Genomic DNA, 20004 nt, shown 5'->3' on the forward strand with positions numbered 1-20004 from the left:
TCAAGGGATCGAGCCCGCTTCGGCACGCGGTTACACCGGGAGCATGAGCACCGTCCCGTCCCGCATCGGCAACCCCGTCCGCACGCTGCCGCCGAACGCCTTCGCCTTCGTGATGGCGACCGGGATCGTCGGCACCGCCTTCACGACGGCCGGCCTTCGAGCGGTCGGCGTGGTGATGGCGGCGGTCGGGACGGTCGGCTTCCTGATACTGGCCGTCCTGCTCATCGTGCGCGCGATCACCGCACCCGACCGGGTCGCGGCGGATCTGCGTGCACCCGCGCGCGGGTTCGGCTTCTTCACCGTCGTCGCCGCCCTCGGTGTGCTCGCGGCGCTGTTCGCGATCCTCGGCATCCCGTGGGTGGCCACCGTCGCCGCCATCGTCGCGATCCCGCTCTGGCTGCTCATCACGTACGGGATGATGCCGCTGCTCGTGCTGAGCTCGGACGCCAACGAGCCCGTGACCCGAGCGGTCGACGGGTCCTGGATGCTCTGGGTGGTCGCCACGCAGGCGCTCGCCATCATCGTGACGACGCTCGGCGCCGGGATCGTCGGCATCGCCCTCTGGGGCGCGGGCGTCGTGCTGTACCTCCTGATCGCCGGGCTGCTGACCGCCCGGCTGTTCGGGCGGCGCGGAATTGAAGCGGCGGTCGAACCGACGGCGTGGGTGGTGATGGGCGCCGCGGCGATCTCGGCGCTCGCCGCTGCGCGCCTCGGGCTCCTGCCCGAGCTGCTGGCGGTGCGGCCGTTCATCACCGGGATGGCCCTGCTGCTGTGGGGGTTCGGGACGTGGTGCGTCCCCTTCCTGGTCATCGCCGGGGTGTGGAAGCGGTTCGTGAAGCGGGAGCCGCTGCGCTACGAGGCGCCGCTCTGGGCGGTGGTGTTCCCGCTCGGGATGTACACCGTCGCCACCCAGGCGCTGGCCCGGGCGACCGCATCCCACCTTCTGAACACGATCGGGCAGGTCGCGCTGTGGGTGAGCGGGCTGGCGTGGATCGTCGTGGCCGTGCTCGGGGTGGTGGCGCTCGCGCGGCCCACCGCCCGCTGACGGGCGCGGCGTCGGCCGTCCCCGCTACGCTCGGCCCATGAGCATCGAGGTTCTGCCCGCGACGGGCCGCTTCGACGACTTCGCGACGTTCATGGTGCCGCGGAAGCCGGGCGGCGGCGGATGCGTGTGCATGTCGTATCGGGATGCACGGCTCGGCATGCCCGAGCGCGTCGCCTACATGCAGCACGAGTGCGAGACGCAGCCCGGCCCGGGCGTGCTGGTGTACGCGGACGGCGAGGTCGCCGGCTGGTGCAGCGTGGCGCCGAAGTCGACGTACCGCCGCCTCATGAACTCCCGCACCATCCCGCACGTCGACGAGGATCGCGACCCGTGGTCGATCGTCTGCTTCGTCGTGCGCGGCGGCTTCCGGAAGCGCGGGCTGATGCACGACCTCCTCGACGGCGCGGTCGAGCATGCGCGCGCGAACGGGGCGGCGCTGGTCGAGGGCTATCCCGTCGACACCGGGGGAGACCGCGTGGACGTGATCAGCGGCTACGTGGGCACTGTCGACCTGTTCGAGCGACACGGCTTCCACCGGCTGCAGGCCACCGACGCGCACTCCGGCGGCGGCGTCCGCTGGATCATGCGGCGCGAGCTGGGTTGAGGCGGGCATGATCCCTCTGCGGCAGCAGGAGTTCCTGGACCGCGTCGTGCCGCGCATCGCCGCCGAGGAGCGGGTGACCGCCGTCGCCCTCTCCGGCTCGCTCGCGCACGGCTCGCCCGACGCGTTCTCGGACGTCGACCTCGTGCTCGCCGTCCCGGACGAGCAGCACGCCGCTGTCATGGCGGACCGGCTCGCCCTCATCGCCTCGTGGACGGACCTGGCCGTCGGGTTCACCGGTGAGCATGTGGGGGAGCCGCGCCTCATCGTCACACTCGTCGGGCCGCCGGTGCTCCACGTCGACTTCACCTTCCTGCCGGAGTCGCAGTTCGCTCGGGTGGTGGGCCGTCTCCACCCGCTGTACGGAGCGGACGAGGTGCTCGCGCTTCCGCCTCCCGTGCTCGAACCGGCGTTCGACGCCCAGTGGATCGAGGACCGCTTCTGGGTGTGGGTCCACTACGGCGCGACCAAGCTGGCCCGCGGCGAGCTCTTCGAAGCGCTCGACACGCTGGCCGCGCTCCGCTCTCTGGTGCTCGGCCCGCTGGCGTCGGTGCGCGCGGGCGCCGAGCCGCGCGGCGTCCGGCGGCTGGAGTCGATCGCACCCGAGGACGCGGTGGCGCTGCGAGCGACGGTCGCCGGGTACGACAGGAGCGAGGCGGCCGAGGCGCTTCGTGCGTCCGTCGCGCTGTACCGGCGGTGGCGCCCCAGCGGGGTCACGCAGCGGGCGGAGGCGGAGGAGCTGGCGACGGCCTTCCTGCACGAGGCGATCGCCTAGATGCGCCGCTCCTCTCGGCGCTGCCGGGCGAAGGGGATCGACGCGGCGAGCATCGCGACGAGTAGAAGCGAGACGACGAGCAGAGCCGCCCAGGCGCCCTGCGGTGTCGTGAGCGGAAGGCCGCCGACGAGCGGGACCGTCAGCGCCAGGCCGACCAGCAGGAGGAGGGCCGCCACGGCGGCGAGGATCCGCAGCCACAGCCGCCGACCGCCGAGCGCGTACCCGCCCGCCAGCGCTGCCAGCGGAACGCCCAGCGCGCCGCCTCCGAGACCGGTGGTCAGGAAGGTGAGCAGCGTGCCGGGCAGCACGAACACGAAAACCGCGAACAGGAAGGGCGACGCGGCCGCCCACCGCAGAAGGGCCCGGTGGTCGGGCCCCAGCGCCGACGCGGCCCCGAGGACAGCGCCGATGAGGACGCCGGGCAGCAGCACCGAGAAGAAGGTCCCCATCCACTCGAACCGGGACGAGAATCCCGCAAGCTGCTCCATGTAGGCGCGCAGTGCACAGGCCCAGGCCAGGCCGCACACCGCTCCGATGACGGCCCGCGCCCACCACGCGCGCGGCATGGGGTCGCTAGGCGGCCGCCGCCGCGTGCCGCTGCACGAACTCCAGGGCCTCGTCGGCGACCTCGCGCCATCCCGAGTCGATGATGAGCGAGTGGCCGCGGTTCGGGATGACGACCAGCTCGGTCACGCCGGGGTTCTTCTGCTGGATGCGGTACTCGTTCTCGACGACGGACTGCGGCACCGTGTGGTCCTCGGCGCCGGCGATGAGGAGCAGCGGCCCCCGATCGTGGTTGTCGGTGACCACCTTGGTCTCGGCGAACGGGTTGAAGTTGGCCGTGGCCGCCTGGAAGATCGGCACGCCGGAGGCAGGGACGTGGAACTTCTCGTACAGCGCGCGTCCCTCCTCGTCGGAGAGGGCGTTGGTCCAGCCGTACGCGAACTGCTCGTAGGTGAGGGTGACGCCGTGCTTGGAGTGGTTGAACTTCAGCAGGGCGGGCGCACCGGCCTTGAGCGCCGACGGCGGGAGCGCTGTGACGCCCTTGAACTGCGCCGCGTCGATCGCCACGGTGACCGCGTTCTTCGACTCGCCCGCGAGCGTCTGGGCGATCAGTCCGCCGAAGCTGTGGCCGATCACGACCGGCGCCTGGTCGAGCGCGTCGATCGCCTCGGCATAGTGGTCGGTGACCTGACGGACCATCTTGCCGGCGAAGACGTCGGGGTCGGACTTGGCCTGCTCCACCGTCTCCGGGTCGTCGGGCCAGCCCGGCGCGATGGTCGCGAAGCCCTGCTCCTCGAAGAGGGAGCGCCAGGGCTGCCAGCTGCTCGACAGCAGCCACAGGCCGTGGACGAAGACCACGGGCGTCCGCCCCGTGGCGTTGGCGGCGTCGATCTCGTCGCGTTCGGCGGAGGTGAGGGGCATGGTGCGACTCCTTCGGGTGTGAGGAACCGGGTCGCTGCGCGGAGCGGCAGCGTACGCGACGAAGTCTGCTGCGCGGCGGGGGCGCCGCACAAGATCCAGCCGCTACAGTCCCTCGGCCACCGCCGCCGCCGCGTGCAGCCAGGCCCGTCGGGTGCGCGGCGCCAGTGACTCGAACGACAGACGGCCGCCGTGCATCTCCGGGTCGAACGGGATGGTGACCGCGCTGCGGGCGAGCGGTTCGAAGCCTCGGGCGACCCGGCGCACGTCGGACGCTGGCCCCGTCCGCTCGGACTGGGACACGATCACCACGGCCTCGCGCGCGAGCCGTGCCGAGTGCGCATCCCGCTGCAGCAGCGCCTCGAGGAGGAGCGCGCCGGCCTCCGCGTGCTCGCCGAGCGCGGTGGTCGCGATGACGAGCTGGTCCGTGTGGTCGATCATCCGGAGCCAGCGCTCGGCCGACTCGTCGTTGCCGCTGTCGATGATCACCAGCCGGTAGAACTTGGTGGCCACGGTGTGCAGGCGATCGAAGTCCTCGCTCGAGATCCGCTGCTCGGTGGCGAGCATCGTCGGGTTCGAGCGCAGCACGTCGTACTTGTCGGCGTTCTGGTGGTGCACGAAGTGCCCGATATCGGCGGTGCGGGCGCCGGCCGACATCAGCGAATCCGTGGCGGGGAGAAGCGACTGCACGGTCGCGTCGTGGTCGTCCTTCTCGGTGCGCCAGCCGAGCGTCCCACGGGTCTCGTTGTTGTCCCAGGCGAGGACCCCGGAGCCGCCGTTGCGCGCGAAGACGGCCGACAGGAGGGCCGTGGTCGGCGTCTTGTTCGCACCGCCCTTGCCGTTGACGATCGCGATCGTGCGGGGGCCGGCCCAGTGGCGGCTCACCGCATCCAGCTCCGCCCGCTCCCGGAGCTCGGCGGCCGAGGGGGAGAGGGGCATCCCGGCGCGGGCGAGCGCCCCGCGGAACCCCTGCTTGGCGCGGTCAGGACGCGGCCGCTCCACGTAGAGGAAGGACTCCCGCGACGGCGCCTCGCGCGTGGTCGCCTCGGTCGTGGGGATCTCGCGGGTCGTGGCCAGGCGCGAGGAGACGGGGCCGTGCTCGGCGCCGTAGGAGACGGACAGCGCCTCCTCGTCGCCGATGCTGCCGTCCGGGTGGACAGCGAGCAGCCAGTCGCCCTCCTCGTCCGAGACGGTGAGGCGGACGGGCCGGCCGGCGGAGGCGGCGATCTCGCCGACGCGGCCGAGCACCGCCTCGCGCAGGCGCTCGGTGCTCTCTGCGGCGAAGGTCTCGGGCACGCCGTCGACGATCAGCTCCCCGGTCGCGTCGGGCGAGAACCGGGCGCTGAGCTGGGGCGACGGGGACAGATCAAGGGACACGTGCTTCCTTCCGCGGGCCATGCAACGAGACGGCATAGACCGACGACAGACGGTAGACCGGTCCGGGAGGCGCGTCCAGGGATGCTCAGGGTCTTGACAGACTGGCCGTTCCGGAGAGCAGGCCGAGGTCCCGCAGGCTCTCCGCCGTCTCGACGATCGTGTCGACCGCGCGCCGCGGCCGCAGCCCGAGCTCGGCCTTCGCCTTCTCGTTGTGGATGATCAGCGCGGCCGGCTCGTCGCCGGGCAGCTCCTCCGTGGGAACCCGCGCGGCGAGCTCGCCGAGGCGTTCGCGCAGCACGTTCGCGACGTCGAGGAACGTCATGGTCGGGCCGTCGGCGAGGAGCAGGTAGCGGTTGCCGGCGGCCGCGGGCGTGGACATCGCGGCGCGGTGCGCCGTGGCGACGTCGCGCACGTCCGCCATCCCGAAGCGCTGCCGCGGAACCGCCGTCATCGTGCCGTCCAGCATCCCGGTGAAGACCGAGAGGGAGGAGCGAACGGATGCGGTGAGCGTCGGGCCCGCGATCCACGTGGGGTTGAGGGTCACGAGTTCGAGGCCCGCCCCCTCCCGCTCGACGAAGTCCCACGCGGCGCGCTCGGCCACCGCCTTCGACAGCGGGTACGCGGGCAGTCCCGGAGTGGCCGGGTCGGTCCAGTCGCTCTCGTCGTACTCGCGCACCGGCTTCGGCGAGTATCCGACGGCGGCGAACGACGAGGTCAGCACAACCCGGCGCGCACCTGCGTCGCGGGCCGCGCGGAGCACGCGCAGTGCGCCGTCGCGCGCGGGGACGACCACCTCGTCGGGGGTGGTCCCGAGGATCATCGGAGACGCGGTGTGGTGCACCTCCTCGATGCCCGCGAGCGCGTCCGCCCATCCTTCGTCGTCGGTGAGGGACGCCGCTGCGAACGACAGGGCGGCGTCATCCGCCCCGGCGCGGCGTACGGCGGCGCGGACCTCGTCGGCCCGGTCGAGCGAACGCACGGTTGTGCGGACCGCGGCGCCGCCGGCGAGCAGGTCGGCCGCGAGCCGGGTGCCGAGGTAGCCGTTGCCTCCCGTGACGAGGACGGTCGGGGTGTCGGTGGTGGTCATCGGAAGGTCTCCTCGAGTCGGGGAAGGATGGATCGGAGTTCGGCGTTCGCACGCGCCTCGGCCGCGTCATCGGCCTTGTCGCGGGCGTCCCACAACTGGGACTTCACCCGCAGGTAGTCGAGGTGGACGCGGAGCGTCGCGATCTGCTCCTCGACGCGCTCGGCATGGCGCAGGAGGATGTCCCGCTGGTCGCCCGCCGCCGCGCGACCTCGCCGGCGGTTCGCCTGGTAGGTGCGCATGTCCTCGATGCCGACGCCCATGGCGCGCAGGCAGGCGAGCACCTGCGCGGAGTCGAGGTCGCCTTCGGCGTACCGGCGGTGGCCGCTGCGCTCGTCGCGGGCGATCGGGCCGAGCAGCCCGACCTCCTCGTAGTAGCGCAGCGTCGGCTCGCTCAGCCCGCTCTGGCGGGAGACGTCCTGGATGGTCAGCGTGCTCATGTCCCCATCAGAACAGACCTCAAGCGCTTGAAGTCAAGCGGGGGAGCATCACGGTCAGTCGACCGCGGTCGCCTCCACCAGCCACACCGTGTCGGGATACGACACCGGCGACATCACGCCTGCCCGCGCGAGCGCGGCACCGGTCAGCACGACCCCGTCCGGGTCGGCGGCCCAGGCGGGCGCCGCGCCTTCCCCGCGGGGCGCGCCCAGCGGCAGGAGGCGGATGCGGTAGCGGCGGTCGGCGTCCAGCCCGCGCAGGGTGACGCGGCCGATCGGCGCCACGTCGGAGCGCGCCACGTAGGCCAGCGCGAACAGCGCGCGGCCCCGGTCGGGCGCCACGACCCCGCTGATCTGCAGAGACGGGTCGACCTCGTCCATCCGGACCAGCTCGCCGCCGTGCAGCACGTCGCGGTTAGCGGTGTGGAATGCGATCCACTCGCGCAGCTGCTCCAGCTCGGCGTCGGACGCCCCTGTCAGATCCCACTCGATCCCGAGATGGCCGAACAGCGCGCTCGCCGCTCGGAACGCGAGGGAGTGGACGCGGTGCGTGGTGTGCGAGCGGCCGGAGGCGATGTGCGCGCCGAGCAGTTCCGGCGGGAGGAGCTGCTGCGTCCAGAGCATCGTGCCCTGACGCTCCAGCGGGTCGATGCAGTCGGACACCCAGACGCGGTCGGTGCGCTCGATGACCCCGAGGTCGACGCGGGCGCCGCCGGAACTGCACGACTCGATCTCGAGGCCGGGGAAGCGCTCCTTCAGCTCGTCCATCAGCCGGTACACGGCGAGGGTCTGGGCGTGCACGCCGGGGCGGCCCGACGGGAGGCTGCCGGCGTCCACCAGATCGCGGTTGTGGTCCCACTTGATGTAGGCGATGTCGTTGTGCGACAGGATCTCGGCCATCCGGTCGTGAACGTACGCGTACGCCTCCGGGACGCCCAGGTTCAGCACCTGCTGATGCCGCGACTCCACGGGGAGCCGGCCGCCGGTCTGCATGATCCACTCGGGATGCGCGCGGGCGACGTCGGAGTCGGGGTTGACCATCTCGGGCTCGAACCAGAGGCCGAACTCCATCCCGAGGGCGCGCACGTGGTCGATCAGCGGTGTGAGGCCGTCGGGCCACACCGTCTCGTCGACGTACCAGTCGCCGAGACCGGCATGGTCGTTGCGCCGGTGCCGGAACCAGCCGTCGTCGAGCACGTACCGTTCGACGCCGAGCGCGGCGGCGCGGTCGGCGAGTGCGGTGAGCTTCGCCAGGTCGTGGTCGAAGTAGACCGCCTCCCAGACGTTGAGGGTGACGGGCCGCGGGCGACGGGGATGCTGCGGCCGCGCCCGCAGCCAGCGGTGCAGCCGGCCCGCCTGGTCGTCGAGGCCGTCGCCGTAGACGCCGTAGACCCACGGCGTGCGGTAGCTCGCGCCGGTGGCGAGCACGATCTCGCCGGGGAGCAGCAGCTCGCCGCCGCCGACCGCCTGGTCGCCGCCGGAGAGTCGTTCGGCGTAATGGCGGTGGTCGCCGCTGAAGCCGACGTGGAGGCCCCAGACCTCGCCGCGTGCGAAGCCGAAGCCGGGCTCGCCGACCGTGAGCAGCGTGGCGGCGTCCGCGCCGGTGCGTCCGCGCCGGCCCTCACGCACGTGGGCGCCGACGGTCAGCGCCGAGCGCTGCGGGGTGCGTTCCTTGCCCCAGCGGCCGGCGAAGTCGAGCAGTTCGCGGGCGCGGGCCGGGACCGGCAGCGCGAGCGCGAGGTCGTCGAGCCGGTAGGTCGCGCCGTGGTTGGTGAGCGTCGCTGCGATCCGCAGCACGCCCTGCGGCGTCAGCTCGATGTCGAAGGCGATCTCGAGAGCGGCCTCGTCATCGCGGGCGAGGATCCGCACGGCGCCGCCCGGGACGGTGACGAGGCCGTCGTGCTCCACGGCCGAGCCGGCGTCGACGGACACGACCCGGAACCAGGGCGACCACGCGCCGCCGTCGTCGCGGTTGCCGCTGAGCCCGGGGCGGCCCAGCCAGCCGGTGTGCTGCTCCGGGAGCAGCGAGAGCCGCGTCGGGATGTCCGGGGTGTTCGCCACGACCGGACGGGACCCCGCTGTCACGAGGTCGCGCGCGTCCGCCGCGTCCAGCTCGCCGAGCGCCGCGCCCCAGTGGGCGACGGCGGGCAGCCGGTCGTCGGCGACGTCGAGCAGCACGCTCACGCCGCCGGCTGTCAGGTGGATGCTCAGCACGGGCACGCGGTTCTCCTTCTCACATGCGGACGGGGCAGGCTCGGCGCCTGCCCCGTCCATCTTCGTCGCCGTCGGGCGCGGATCAGCCCTTCACGGGGATGGACTGCGCCTTCAGCGCCTTGATCGTCGACTCCTGGGCCGACTTCAGCGCGTCCGTGAGCGTGCCGCTGCCGCTGACCGCGCTCTTGAACCCGTCGGAGACATCCGCGTACGTCTGGGTCATGGTCGGACCCCAGGTGAAGTCCGGCTTCACCTGCGACGACGCCTTGGCGAACACGTCGTAGATCTTCTGGCCGCCGTAGAAGTCGACGCCCTGCTGCAGCGCGGGGAGCTCGAGTCCCTTCTTGGTCGCCGGGTACAGGTTGGCCGCCTTGTTCAGCGCGGTGAGCGCCTCATCGGAGGTGTTCAGCCAGAGGGCGAACTTGGTCGCCTCGTAGAGGTGCTTCGAGCCGGTGAACGCGACCACCGAGCTGCCGCCCCAGTTGCCGGCCGCGTCGTCGCCCGCCGACCACTGCGGCGACGGCGCGACGGCCCAGTCGCCCGCGGTGTCCGGGGCCCCGGACGAGATGGAGTTGGCTCCCCAGACGGCGGAGTTCCAGGTCCAGGCCTGGCCCGAGTTGTAGGCGTTGTTCCACTCGTCGGTCCACGCCGGGACGGTGGAGACGAGGCCGTCCTTGATCAGGCCGTTCCAGTAGTCGGCGACCTTGGTGGAGTCGCTGCTGGTCAGGTCCACCGTCCAGTCCTTGCCGTCGTTGGCGAACCACTGGCCGCCGGCCTGCCAGACGAAGCCGGCGAACTGGTTGATGTCGGTCTGCGAGAAGTTGGTGATGTACCCGCCGAGCGCGCGGATCTTCTTCGCGGCCTCCTTGTACTCGTCCCACGTCTTCGGGACGGCGATGCCGTTCTTCTCGAAGAGGTCCTTGCGGTAGAACAGCGCCATGGGGCCGGAGTCCTGCGGGATGCCGTAGACGCTCTTGTCGGAGCCCAGGGAGACCTGGTTCCAGGTCCAGTCGACGAAGTCGCTCTTCGCCTTGACGACCGCGGAGCAGGCGCTGAGGTCTTCGAGCGCGTTCTGGACCCGGAAGTTCGGGAGGGCGTCGTACTCGACCTGGCCGAGGTCGGGGGCGTTGCCCGCCTTGACCTCGTTGAAGAAGTTCTTGTAGGTGCCGTTGTTGCCGTTCGGGCCTTCCTGCACCTTGACCTGGATGTCGGGGTTCTTGTCGTTCCAGAGCTTCACGACGTCGGCCATGCCGGGCACCCAGGTGGTGAAGTCGAGCGTGACCTTGCCCTTGGTGGGGGCGCAGGCGGCCGCGGTGTCGCCGGAACCCGACGACGACGAGGAGCAGCCGGCCAGGGCGACCGTCGCGCTCACCGCGAGGGCGGCGATGGCGGCGATTCTCTTCGGGTATCGCATTGTGATCCTTCTCTCGGTGTGATCCACCCGGCTTCGATGCCGGGAGCTTGGGGTCGTCGGGCGCCGGCTACTTGAGCGAGCCGGAGCCGAGGCCGTTCCGCCAGTAGCGCTGGAGCAGGAGGAACGTGACGACGAGGGGGATGATGGACAGGAAGGCGCCGGAGAGCACGAACGTGCGGAGCTCCGGGACCTGGTTGATCTGCGTGTTCCACGTGTAGAGGCCGAAGGTGACCGGGAACAGCTCGGTGGAGCGCAGCATGATCAGCGGCAGGAAGAAGTTGTTCCAGATCGCGACGAACTGGAACAGGAACACCGTCACGAGCGCCGGCGTCATCAGCCGCACCGCGATGGTGAAGAAGGTGCGCAGCTCGCCCGAGCCGTCGAGCCTCGCGGCCTCCATCAGCTCGTCCGGCACGCTCGCCGCCGCGAAGATGCGGCTCAGGTAGACGCCGAAGGGGCTGACGATGGACGGCAGCAGCACGGCCCAGATCGTGTCGGTGAGCTGGACCTTGCTGAACAGCAGGAACAGCGGGAGGGCCAGCGCGGTCGCCGGGACCAGCACGCCGCCGAGGACGACGTTGAACAGCGTCTCGCGGCCGCGGAAGCGGTACTTCGCCAGCGCGTAGCCGCACATCCCGGCGAGCAGGGTCGCGAGGAACCCGCCGACACCGGCGTACAGGATGCTGTTGAGCATCCACCGCCCGAAGATGCCGTCCCCGTACGCGAGCATGTCGCCGATGTTCTTGAACAGGTTGAAGTCGGCGAACCACAGGCCGTTCGTGGTCAGGAGCTGCCCGCGGGACTTGGAGGACGCGACGACCAGCCACCACAGCGGGATGAGTGTGTACAGGGTGAAGACGACCATGACGGTCATCGCCACGGCGCGCGAGACCGGGCTCTGCTTCGGGCCGGTGCCGCGTCCGCTGCGACGACTGCGACGGCGCTCCTCGCGTTCGGCGCGCTCGCCGGTCGGGACGGGGATGAGGGTTTCGGCGGTCACGCGTCCTGCCCCTTTCGCTGCGTCACCTTGAGGAAGGTGAACGAGAGGATGAAGGTGGCCAGCGCCAGCACGACGCTGAACGCGGCGGCGAGGTTGTAGTTCGGGAGCGAGCTGGTCGCGTAGATCGTCATGTTCGGCGTGTAGGTGCTCGTGACGGCGGAGCTGAAGGACGCGAACACCTGCGGTTCGGCGAGCAGCTGCAGCGTGCCGATGATGGAGAACACGGCGGTCATGAGGATCGCGGGCCGCACGATCGGGATCTTGATCGACCACGCCATCCGGAACTGGCCGGCGCCGTCCAGGCGCGCCGCCTCGTAGATCTCCTGCGGCACCGCGAGCAGCGCCGAGTAGATGATGAGCATGTTGTAGCCGACGTAGACCCAGGTGACGACGTTGGCGATCGACCACAGGACGAGGTCGGCACCGAGGAACGGGACCGCCTTGGTCAGCGCCGAGAACGGCGACAGGTTCGGCGAGAACAGGAAGCCCCACATGATCGCCGCGATGACGCCCGGCACCGCGTACGGGACGAAGTAGGCGAGGCGGAAGAACCGCTTGCCCTTCACGAGCGGGGAGTCGAGCAGCAGGGCGAACACGAGCGCGAGTCCGAGCATGACCGGCACCTGCACGACGCCGAACAGGAGGACGCGGCCCACGGATCCCCAGAACGCCTGATCCTGGAACACCAGCGCGTACTGCTGCAGGCCGCCGAAGACCTCGGTCGCCGGGCCGAACGTGCCGTCGCGCTGGACGACGAGCAGCGACTCCCAGACCGCGTAGGCCACGGGCAGCGCATAGAACAGGGCGAACAGCACCAGGAACGGCGCGACCAGCGCGGTGATCGCGCGCTTGTGCGGAGTCCGGATGCGGCGGCGGGGCGGGCGCGCGGGCGCCTCGGCCCGCGCGGTGGCGGACGTCACGGTCATGACGCCTCCTCTCTGCTGATCCCGGCATCGCCGGCGGGGACGAGGACGGGCGCGGCGTCCTCGCGGATGATGCGGACGCCGCCCGCGGAGACGACGACGGACGACTCCAAGCGCTCGCCGGAGAGCAGGTCGACGCCTGTGGAGGCGAGCTCCACCTCGTGGTCGCCGTGGTTGATGGCGAACAGGAACGAGGTGCCGTCGGCGCCGACACGGCGGGTGACGTCCAACTCGGCGGCGCCGGCGGCGAGGGGGGCGACGCCGGCGCCGTCGAGGGCTTCGCGGACCAGGTCGTCGAGGTCGAGCTGGTCGAGCTCGGTGGCGACGTACCACGCGGTGCCGTCGCCGTAGGCGTTGCGGGTGATCGCGGGGCTCCCGGCGGCCGGGCCCTCGGCGAACGTGTCGACGACCGTTGCGGTGGTCGCCCGGCCGCGCTCGCTCCAGACCGCGCCGGTGCGGCCGGAGCTCAGCCGGACGCTGTCGCCCGGCACGAGCGGCGTGAACTCATCCATCCGCACGCCGAGCAGGTCGCGCAGGAGACCGGGGTAGCCGCCCGTGACGACCGCCTGCTCCTCGTCGACGAGGCCGCTGAAGAACGTGACGACGGCGTGGCCGCCCTGCTCGACGTAGCGGTGCAGCCCGGCGGCCTGGCTCTCCGTGAGCGAGTAGAGGGCGGGCACCGCCACCAGCCGGTAGCCGGTCAGGTCGGCGCCGGGAGCGACGACGTCGACGGTCACCCCGGCCGCGCGCAGAGCGCGGTAGGCCGCGTGGACCTGTTCGAGGTAGCGGACGTTCTGGCTTGGGAGGTTGTCGCCGTTCGCGGCCCACCACGACTGCCAGGAGAAGACGATCGCGACCTCGGCCCGCACGGTGGTGCCGGTGACCTCCGAGAGTGCGCCGAGTGCGCGGGCGAGCTCCTGCGCCTCACGCCAGGTCGCCGAGTCGGTGCCGGCGTGCGGCAGCAGGGCCGAGTGGAACTTCTCGGAGCCGCGCACGGACGCGCGCCACTGGAAGAAGCAGATCGCGTCGGCGCCGCGGGCGACGTGCGTGAGCGCGTTCCGGAGCAGCTGGCCGGGCGCTTTGGCCAGGTTCACCGGCTGCCAGTTGACGGCTCCGGTGGACGTTTCCATGAGCATCCACGGACGGCCCTGCGCGAGGCCGCGGGTGAGGTCGGCGGCGAAGGCGAGCTCCGTCGTCGGGTCGTCGAGGCGGTCGTCGAGGTAGTGGTCGTTCGCGATGAGGTCGAGGTCGCCCGCCCAGCTCCAGTAGTCCATGTTCTGGATGTGCGCGGCGTTCATGAGGTTCGTGGTCACCGGACGGTCGCTGTGCCGGCGGATGACCTCCTGCTCGGCGCGGAAGTGATCGAGCAGGGTGTCGGAGGAGAACCGGTGGAAGTCGACCACCTGTGCCGGATTCCGGGTGGACAGCGTGGCGCGTGGCGGCAGGACCTCGTCCCACGCCCCGTAGCGCTGGCTCCAGAACGCGGTGCCCCACGCCTCGTTGAGGCGGCCGATCGTCGCATAACGCTCGCGGAGCCAGCCGCGGAACGCCGCGGCGCTCTCGTCGCAGTAGCAGAGGGCGTTGTGGCAGCCCATCTCGTTCGAGACGTGCCACAGGGCGACCGCCGGGTGGTCGCCGTAGCGCTCGGCGATGCGCTCGACCAGCGCGAGGGCGTAGCGGCGGTAGACCGGCGAGCTCGGGCAGAAGGCCTGTCGTCCGCCGGGGAAGCGGCGGGTGCCGTCGATCGCGACCGGCAGCAGTTCGGGGTGCAGGGTCGTGAGCCAGGCCGGGGTTGAAGAGGTGGCGGTGCCGAGGTTCACCCGGATGCCCGCGTCATGGAGGAGGCCGATGATCTCGTCGAGACCCGAGAAATCCCATACGCCCTTCGCCGGGTTGACCTCCGCCCAGCCGAAGATGTTGATGGCGACGAGCCCGACGCCGAGTTCGCGCATCAGCGCGATGTCCTCGCGCCAGACGGCGCGATCCCACTGCTCGGGGTTGTAGTCGCACCCGAGGATCATGCCGTCCGCGTCGGGGATGAGCACTATGGCTCCTTTGCCAGTCTGTGAACGTGCACACATCGGCGCGTGCGCGTTGTCGTCGATCTTGTGGGAACGTGCACAGTCCGTGTCGCCTCGAACCCGACGGGACGGGACTGTGAACGTGCACAGACTAAGCAGACCGCATTCCGTCTGTCAAGCACCGGCATCCCCTAGACTGCCTCCATGACCGAACCCCGCCGCCGCGCCACCGTGATGGACGTGGCGCTCGAGGCGGGCGTCTCGCGGGGAACGGTCTCGCGCTATGTCAACGGCGGCCACTACGTGTCGAGCGAGGCGCGGCAGGCGATCGAGGCGGCGATCCGCAAGGTCGGCTACACGCCGAACACCGCGGCGCGGAGCCTGGTCCGGCAGCGCACGCAGGCGGTCGGCTTCATCGTCCACGAGCCGCACTCGGTGTTCCTGGAGGACCCGAACATCGGCGTGATCATGCTCGGTGCGAACGCCGCTCTGTCGGCCCACGACTACCAGATGGTGTGCCTGATCGTGGACTCCGAACGCGACACCGACCGCGTCTCGCGCTACCTCAGCGGCGGCTTCGTCGACGGCGCGATCGTGGTGTCGGCGCGCGACCGCGACCCGATCCTCTCGGTCATCGAGCGCCTGGGGCTGCCCGCCGCCTTCGTCGGGCATCCGCCGGGCATCACCGCGCCGTTCATCGGCATCGACAACCGGGGCGCGTCCGCCGCGATCACCCGGCGGCTGATGGAGACCGGCCGCCGCCGGATCGGGATGATCGCCGCCGCGCTCGACCGCGATTCGGGCGCCGACCGCCTGGCCGGGTTCCGCGAAGCTCTCGGCATCGCCTACGACCCCGAGCTGGTCGTGCCCGTGCCGTTGTACTCGTTCAACGACGGGGCCGACGGGATGCGGACCCTGCTCGAGCGCGCCCCCGACATCGACGGTGTGGTCGCCGCCTCCGACGCCGTCGCCGCGGGCGCGATGCAGGCCCTCCTCGAGGCCGGGCGCACCGTGCCGGGAGATGTCGGGCTCGTCGGCTTCGACGACAGCTCCTGGGCGACCCGGACCACCCCCGCACTGTCGACCGTCCACCAGCCCGCCGAGGGCCTGGGCAGCTCGGCGGCCGAGGCGGTGCTCGAACAGATCCGCACGGGCGACACGACCGCCGGCGGGCTCGTGCTCGACACGCCCATCGTGTGGCGCGAATCCGCCTGACGGGTGATGATGGCCTCGTGGATGACACCGAGCGTTCACTGATCGCCGGGCTGCAGTCCGGCGAGGTGGACGCGATCGAGCGCCTGTACCAGCGCTGGGGCCGGCTGGTCTACACGCTCGCGCTCCGCTCGCTCGGCGACGTCGCCGACGCGGAGGACGTGACCCAGCAGGTGTTCGTCGCCGCGTGGCAGAGCCGCGCCTCCTTCGATCCGGCCCGGGCGAAGCTCAGCACCTGGCTGATGGCGATCACCCGGCACAAGATCGTGGACGCGTACGAGGCGCGGGCGAAGCGGCAGCGCGAGCTGCAGGCGCTGATGGAGAGCGTCTACCTGCAATCGCTGACCTGGACGGACGAGATCGCGGACAGCGTGGAGATGAGTCAGGAACTCGGTCAACTCGACCCGGTTCCGCAGCAGATCATGCGGATGGCGTTCTACGATCGGCTGACGCACACGCAGATCGCGGCGCAGCTCGACCTGCCGCTGGGCACCGTCAAGAGTCACATCCGGCGCAGCCTGCTCCGGCTGCGAGCACGGCTGGAGGACGCGGATGACGCATAGCGATCCCGACGCCCTCGCCATGCTGGCGCTCGGCGACCCGGACGTTGACGAGGCCGACGTCGAGCACGTCATGGGCTGCGCGGAGTGCCGGTCGGAGCTCGACCGGCTGATGCGCGTCACCCGCGCCGCACGGGAGAACGGGCCGGTCGACTTCGAGCTGAGGGAGCCGTCCCCGGCGGTGTGGGAGGGCATCCGCGCCCAGCTGACGATGGAGGCGCCGACGGAGTCCGCGGCGATGGTCACCCCGGAGCCCGCGCCCTCGGAGCAGCCCGCGCACGTGGCTCCCCGGCGCCGCGAGCGGAGCACCGCATCCCGCCGCCGCTGGGTGGCCGCGCTGTCGGGCGCCGCCGTGGTCCTGATCGCCGTCGTCGTCTCGGTAGTTCTCGTGCTCCGCCCCACCGCGCAGGTCCAGGCGCACGCGACGCTCGCGGGCCTGCCCGCGTGGTCGACCTCGAGCGGCAGCGCCACGATGGAACGGCAGACCGACGGGACGACCGTGCTCCAGATCGAGCTCGACTCCCCGGCCGTCCACTCCAGCGGCGATTACCGCGAAGTCTGGCTGATGAACAGCGACCTCACGAAGTCGATCAGCGTCGGCCTGCTCGACGGCGACTCCGGCACGTTCGCCATGCCGCCCAACATCGCGGCCGCCGATTACCCCGTCGTCGACATCTCGCAGCAGCCGCTGAACGGCGACCCCGCGCACTCCGGGGACAGCATTGTCCGGGGGACGCTCGCCTCCGGGTGACGCCCGCGTCGCCTCAGCCCGCGAAGAGCCCGCGCTCGCCCTCCGCCAGCCGCTCGAAGAAGAGCGCCACCACGGCCCGCTCGCGCCGGCTCAGGCCGGCCAGCAGCGGGGCGATCTGCTCGGGCGTCGGCTCGCCGGGCAGGCTGCCCGCCAGTTCGGCGACCGCCCGTGCCAGGTCATCGGCTGTCTTCGACATGGTCCATCCCATCCTCTCGATCGGGGTCGGCTGTGGTCGCGGCGAAGACCGCGCGGGTGCGTCCGCCGTCGCTCTGCACGAAGCAGAGCCGCCCGGCGATGCACGAGATCAGGGCGCCCTCGGGGCTCTGAAGCACCCGGTGCAGGGCCGAGGGCAGGTCGGTGACCTCGTCCTCGAGCAGTCCGTCCTTGACGAGCACGCACTGCTCGGGCGCTCCACGGGCGCGGAGCAGGGCGAGCACGTCGCCCTCGGACATCCGCTCGGCCCCGGTCGCGTCGCATCCGGCCCTCAGCTCGACCGGGCCGGACAGGCGGCGGCGGAACTCCCTCCGCCCGGCGCGGGTGGCCCGTGCCGAGAGGAGGACCACCCACGTCGGGCCGAGGAAGGCGTGCACGGCAGCGCCCACGTGCTGCTCGACCATCCGCCTCCGCGGCGCGGGCGCGCCCGGCCGGCGGGTGGGTGCTGTGCCCGCCGGCCGGGTGGTTCTCAGTGCCGGGTCATCCATGGGAAGGACAGCAGGCTCCCTTGTCTCAGTGTCTGGACGGCGACCGTCAGGTTCCCGGCGGACGCGCTGCCCCAGGCGTAGACGATCGTGTTCTGCCGGGAGTCGACCGGCACCGCCGCCGGACCGATCACGGGGGCCGTCGTCCCGGCCAGGGCGACCGACGCGTTCACCATCCCCGCCGGCAGCACGAGCGCTGCCTGGTTCGGGTTGGTGAGCGACCGGATGACCGGTGTGCCGCCTGCGAGGACGTCGACGGCGGGCGCGGCGGCGGTGTGCCGCACGACCAGCCGACCCTGGCCGTACGGCGTCTTCGAGAGGTCGTTGGTGAACACGGTCGCGGTCGGCGCGCCCGCGGCCGTCAGGTGCGCGGCGACCGTGTAGCTGGTGTTCCGAGCGAAGCTGACGGTGACCGGACCGATGACCGGGCTGCTGTCGTTCCTCGCGTCGGCCGCGGTGATCGCCAGCCGGTAGGTGCCGGACGGCAGCAGGTACGGGCCGGCGAACGTCCCGGGCTGGAAGTCGTTCAGCACCCGGATGTGGTTCACGTACACGTCCACGGGCGTCGCCGGGACGCCGTGGAAGACCGAGACCTGCGAGATCCCGAACGACCTCCAGGCCTGCTGGGGCGCCGCGTTCGCGGGTGCCGCCGACACCCCGATCAGCGCGAGCGCCGCGGCGGAGATCACCCCGATCCGCCACCACCGCTTCCTCATCATGATGAACCCCTTCGTGTCATCGGGTCTCCGGCGGAGCCCCTCGTGAAGTCATTCCCCGGGACCGGGTCGATCGGATGCGCAGACCACGAATTCTTCTAGCCGAGCGAGGGAAAACCGCCCTACTCTGTGCGCATCGTCGGGGTGATCGAAGGGGAGGAACCATGTCGGATACTCGGGAGGTCGACGTCACCGTCGTCCTGGTCCACGGCGCATTCGCCGATGGCGCGAGCTGGGCGGGCGTCACGCAGCTGCTTCAGGAGGCGGGGGTCCCCGTCCTCGTCCCGGCGATCGCCTTGCGAGGGATCGCGGTCGATTCGGCGTACCTGCGGAGTGTGGTCGAGCAGCTGGACGGTCCCGTCCTCCTGGTCGGCCACTCCTATGGCGGCGCGATCATCAGCAACGCCGGCACCGGGCTGGACGCGGTGAAGGGTCTGGTCTTCGTCTCCGGTTTCGCGCCGGACGAGGGTCAGGTGCTCGGCGAGATCGAGGGGACCTCCCGCGACAGCGCCCTCGGGCCGGCGCTGGTGCAGAAGAACTTCCCCGGCCCCGACGGGCAGCCGGCGGTCGAGCTCTTCGTTGCGGAGAACGAGTTCCCGCGCGTCTTCGCCGGCGACCTCCCGCCCGAAGTGGGAGCGGTGCTCGCCGCCTCCCAGCGTCCGGTCGCCGCGTCCGCGTTCGAGGAGAAGAACGGAGCCCCGGCCTGGAAGCAGGTGCCCTCGTGGGCCGTGGTCGCGACCGGCGACAAGGCGGCCGGGTCGGACGTCCTGCTCGCGATGGCGAAGGCCGCGGGTGCGGAGCTCACCACGATGGAGGGCTCGCACCTCATCATGGTCTCCCAGCCGCGCGCCGTGGCGGACGTCATCCTGCGCGCAAGCGAGGCGGTCGGCCGATGACCGACGGCGCGCGCGACGACCTCGCCGGGCGGCTGAAGCGCACCGAGGTGCAGCGCGCGTCGTCCTCCATCCCGGGCCGGATCATCGTGCAGGTGCTCACCGAGATACCGGAGGGCGTCGAGTCCGGCTGGCACACGCACCCGGGGGAGGAGGTCGGCTACATCCTCGCCGGGACGGTGGAGATGCGCATCCACGACGCCGAGACGCTGCACCTCGAGGCGGGGAGCGGCTTCCTCATCCCGCCGGGGACGCCGCACAACGCCCGCGACCTCGGGCCGGGGACCGGCCGGATGCTGTCGACGTACCTCGTGGAGCCCGACCAGGCGCTGGCGACGTTCGTCGATCCCGGGTGACGCGCCGGGCGTCCTCTGCGATCTCCCAGCCGGGAGGGCGCAGGATGTTCCGGTTGTCTTCTGTACGTAAGGAACACCATGAGCTCGCTTCGCGATCACATCGAGCGCACCCTCGTCGAGTCCGACTCCGCCCTGTCGGCGGACCCGGGTGCGATGACCGGTTCGATCACCCTGCCGCCGCACGAGTAGGCGTATCGTCGGCACATGTGCCGCAACATCCGCTGCCTTCACAACTTCGAGCCGGCGACGACGGACGATGAGGTGCGGGAGGCCGCGCTGCAGTTCGTCCGCAAGGTGAGCGGGTCCACGCGTCCCTCCCGCGCCAACGCGGCCGCCTTCGACCAGGCCATCGACGAGATCGCCGCGGCGACGCGCAGGATGCTCGACCAGCTGGTCACCACGGCGCCGCCGAAGAGCCGGGAGCTCGAGGCGATCAAGGGGCGCGAGCGGCACGAGAAGCGGATGGAGCGCGAGGTGCGCATCCGCACGGCGTCTGTCTGACGCC

22 protein-coding genes are annotated in these 20004 nt (G+C 71.5%); 9 read left to right on the forward strand and 13 right to left on the reverse strand.

The window, feature by feature from the left end; genetic code table 11:
• Positions 1–43: 43 nt before the first annotated feature.
• Genes AB0P25_RS10500 through AB0P25_RS10510 form a run of 3 tightly spaced genes read left to right on the forward strand, consistent with a single transcriptional unit; the run spans position 44 to position 2421 of the window.
• Positions 44–1045, forward strand: a complete 1002-nt coding sequence (locus AB0P25_RS10500; protein ID WP_363807152.1) for a tellurite resistance/C4-dicarboxylate transporter family protein — start codon at positions 44–46, stop codon at positions 1043–1045.
• Positions 1046–1082: 37 nt separating this feature from the next.
• Positions 1083–1649: a GNAT family N-acetyltransferase gene (locus tag AB0P25_RS10505; RefSeq protein WP_363807153.1), complete on the forward strand. Its 567-nt coding sequence runs from the start codon at positions 1083–1085 to the stop codon at positions 1647–1649.
• 7 nt (positions 1650–1656) lie between these two features.
• Entirely contained in the window at positions 1657–2421 is a 765-nt protein-coding gene (locus AB0P25_RS10510) for a hypothetical protein (RefSeq protein WP_363807155.1), read from the forward strand.
• Here the strand turns inward: AB0P25_RS10510 and AB0P25_RS10515 are convergent.
• The 10 genes from AB0P25_RS10515 to AB0P25_RS10560 form a co-directional block, all read right to left on the reverse strand.
• Positions 2418–2987, reverse strand: a complete 570-nt coding sequence (locus tag AB0P25_RS10515) for a hypothetical protein (protein WP_363807157.1) — start codon at positions 2985–2987, stop codon at positions 2418–2420. The genes AB0P25_RS10510 and AB0P25_RS10515 overlap by 4 nt on opposite strands.
• 7 nt (positions 2988–2994) lie before the next feature.
• Positions 2995–3846 carry an alpha/beta hydrolase gene (locus tag AB0P25_RS10520; protein ID WP_363807159.1) on the reverse strand — a complete coding sequence of 284 codons (852 nt, stop codon included), beginning with the start codon at positions 3844–3846 and terminating at the stop codon, positions 2995–2997.
• 102 nt (positions 3847–3948) lie between these two features.
• Positions 3949–5220, reverse strand: a complete 1272-nt coding sequence (locus AB0P25_RS10525; protein WP_363807160.1) for an AAA family ATPase — start codon at positions 5218–5220, stop codon at positions 3949–3951.
• Positions 5221–5305: 85 nt separating this feature from the next.
• On the reverse strand, positions 5306–6307 hold the full coding sequence (locus AB0P25_RS10530; protein ID WP_363807162.1) for an NAD-dependent epimerase/dehydratase family protein: 1002 nt from the start codon (positions 6305–6307) through the stop codon (positions 5306–5308).
• Positions 6304–6744 (reverse strand): MerR family transcriptional regulator, encoded by a 441-nt coding sequence (locus AB0P25_RS10535; protein ID WP_363807163.1) that lies wholly within the window; start codon positions 6742–6744, stop codon positions 6304–6306. Before AB0P25_RS10535 ends, AB0P25_RS10530 begins: the two co-directional genes overlap by 4 nt.
• 54 nt (positions 6745–6798) lie before the next feature.
• Positions 6799–8961, reverse strand: coding sequence for an alpha-galactosidase (locus AB0P25_RS10540; RefSeq protein ID WP_363807164.1), 2163 nt, complete (start codon positions 8959–8961; stop codon positions 6799–6801).
• A 76-nt stretch (positions 8962–9037) separates the two neighbouring features.
• A complete protein-coding gene (locus AB0P25_RS10545; RefSeq protein ID WP_363807165.1) occupies positions 9038–10369 on the reverse strand; it encodes an extracellular solute-binding protein in 1332 nt (443 codons plus the stop codon).
• A gap of 67 nt (positions 10370–10436) precedes the next feature.
• Positions 10437–11369 carry a carbohydrate ABC transporter permease gene (locus tag AB0P25_RS10550; protein ID WP_363807166.1) on the reverse strand — a complete coding sequence of 311 codons (933 nt, stop codon included), beginning with the start codon at positions 11367–11369 and terminating at the stop codon, positions 10437–10439.
• Positions 11366–12295, reverse strand: coding sequence for a sugar ABC transporter permease (locus AB0P25_RS10555; RefSeq protein WP_363807167.1), 930 nt, complete (start codon positions 12293–12295; stop codon positions 11366–11368). The genes AB0P25_RS10550 and AB0P25_RS10555 overlap by 4 nt, the downstream gene beginning before the upstream one ends.
• Positions 12292–14337: a beta-galactosidase gene (locus tag AB0P25_RS10560; protein WP_363807168.1), complete on the reverse strand. Its 2046-nt coding sequence runs from the start codon at positions 14335–14337 to the stop codon at positions 12292–12294. Before AB0P25_RS10560 ends, AB0P25_RS10555 begins: the two co-directional genes overlap by 4 nt.
• A gap of 180 nt (positions 14338–14517) precedes the next feature.
• Here AB0P25_RS10560 and AB0P25_RS10565 point away from each other — a divergent pair, with 180 nt between their 5' ends.
• Genes AB0P25_RS10565 through AB0P25_RS10575 form a run of 3 tightly spaced genes read left to right on the forward strand, consistent with a single transcriptional unit; the run spans position 14518 to position 16836 of the window.
• Positions 14518–15528, forward strand: a complete 1011-nt coding sequence (locus tag AB0P25_RS10565; RefSeq protein WP_363807170.1) for a LacI family DNA-binding transcriptional regulator — start codon at positions 14518–14520, stop codon at positions 15526–15528.
• Positions 15529–15545: 17 nt separating this feature from the next.
• The gene (locus tag AB0P25_RS10570) at positions 15546–16088 is read left to right on the forward strand and encodes a sigma-70 family RNA polymerase sigma factor (RefSeq protein WP_363807172.1); all 543 of its coding nucleotides are present in this window, start codon (positions 15546–15548) and stop codon (positions 16086–16088) included.
• Positions 16078–16836: an anti-sigma factor gene (locus AB0P25_RS10575; RefSeq protein WP_363807173.1), complete on the forward strand. Its 759-nt coding sequence runs from the start codon at positions 16078–16080 to the stop codon at positions 16834–16836. The genes AB0P25_RS10570 and AB0P25_RS10575 overlap by 11 nt, the downstream gene beginning before the upstream one ends.
• Positions 16837–16849: 13 nt before the next feature.
• Here AB0P25_RS10575 and AB0P25_RS10580 read toward each other — a convergent pair whose 3' ends face one another.
• From AB0P25_RS10580 to AB0P25_RS10590, 3 genes are all read right to left on the reverse strand, one after another.
• Positions 16850–17032 (reverse strand): hypothetical protein, encoded by a 183-nt coding sequence (locus AB0P25_RS10580; RefSeq protein ID WP_363807175.1) that lies wholly within the window; start codon positions 17030–17032, stop codon positions 16850–16852.
• Positions 17013–17453, reverse strand: coding sequence for a hypothetical protein (locus tag AB0P25_RS10585; protein WP_363807177.1), 441 nt, complete (start codon positions 17451–17453; stop codon positions 17013–17015). Before AB0P25_RS10585 ends, AB0P25_RS10580 begins: the two co-directional genes overlap by 20 nt.
• Before the next feature lie 65 nt (positions 17454–17518).
• A complete protein-coding gene (locus AB0P25_RS10590; protein ID WP_363807178.1) occupies positions 17519–18253 on the reverse strand; it encodes a DUF4397 domain-containing protein in 735 nt (244 codons plus the stop codon).
• 161 nt (positions 18254–18414) lie between these two features.
• On the opposite strand from AB0P25_RS10590, the gene AB0P25_RS10595 reads away from it, so the two are divergent.
• The 3 genes from AB0P25_RS10595 to AB0P25_RS10605 all read left to right on the forward strand — a co-directional run bounded on the left by AB0P25_RS10595 (position 18415) and on the right by AB0P25_RS10605 (position 20000).
• Positions 18415–19146 carry an alpha/beta hydrolase gene (locus tag AB0P25_RS10595; protein WP_363807179.1) on the forward strand — a complete coding sequence of 244 codons (732 nt, stop codon included), beginning with the start codon at positions 18415–18417 and terminating at the stop codon, positions 19144–19146.
• On the forward strand, positions 19143–19499 hold the full coding sequence (locus tag AB0P25_RS10600) for a cupin domain-containing protein (protein ID WP_363807180.1): 357 nt from the start codon (positions 19143–19145) through the stop codon (positions 19497–19499). Before AB0P25_RS10595 ends, AB0P25_RS10600 begins: the two co-directional genes overlap by 4 nt.
• Positions 19500–19703: 204 nt before the next feature.
• A complete protein-coding gene (locus AB0P25_RS10605; protein ID WP_363807182.1) occupies positions 19704–20000 on the forward strand; it encodes a DUF2277 domain-containing protein in 297 nt (98 codons plus the stop codon).
• Positions 20001–20004 lie beyond the last annotated feature (4 nt).

Source organism: Leifsonia sp. NPDC077715 (assembly GCF_040686855.1).
Lineage (GTDB): Bacteria > Actinomycetota > Actinomycetes > Actinomycetales > Microbacteriaceae > Leifsonia.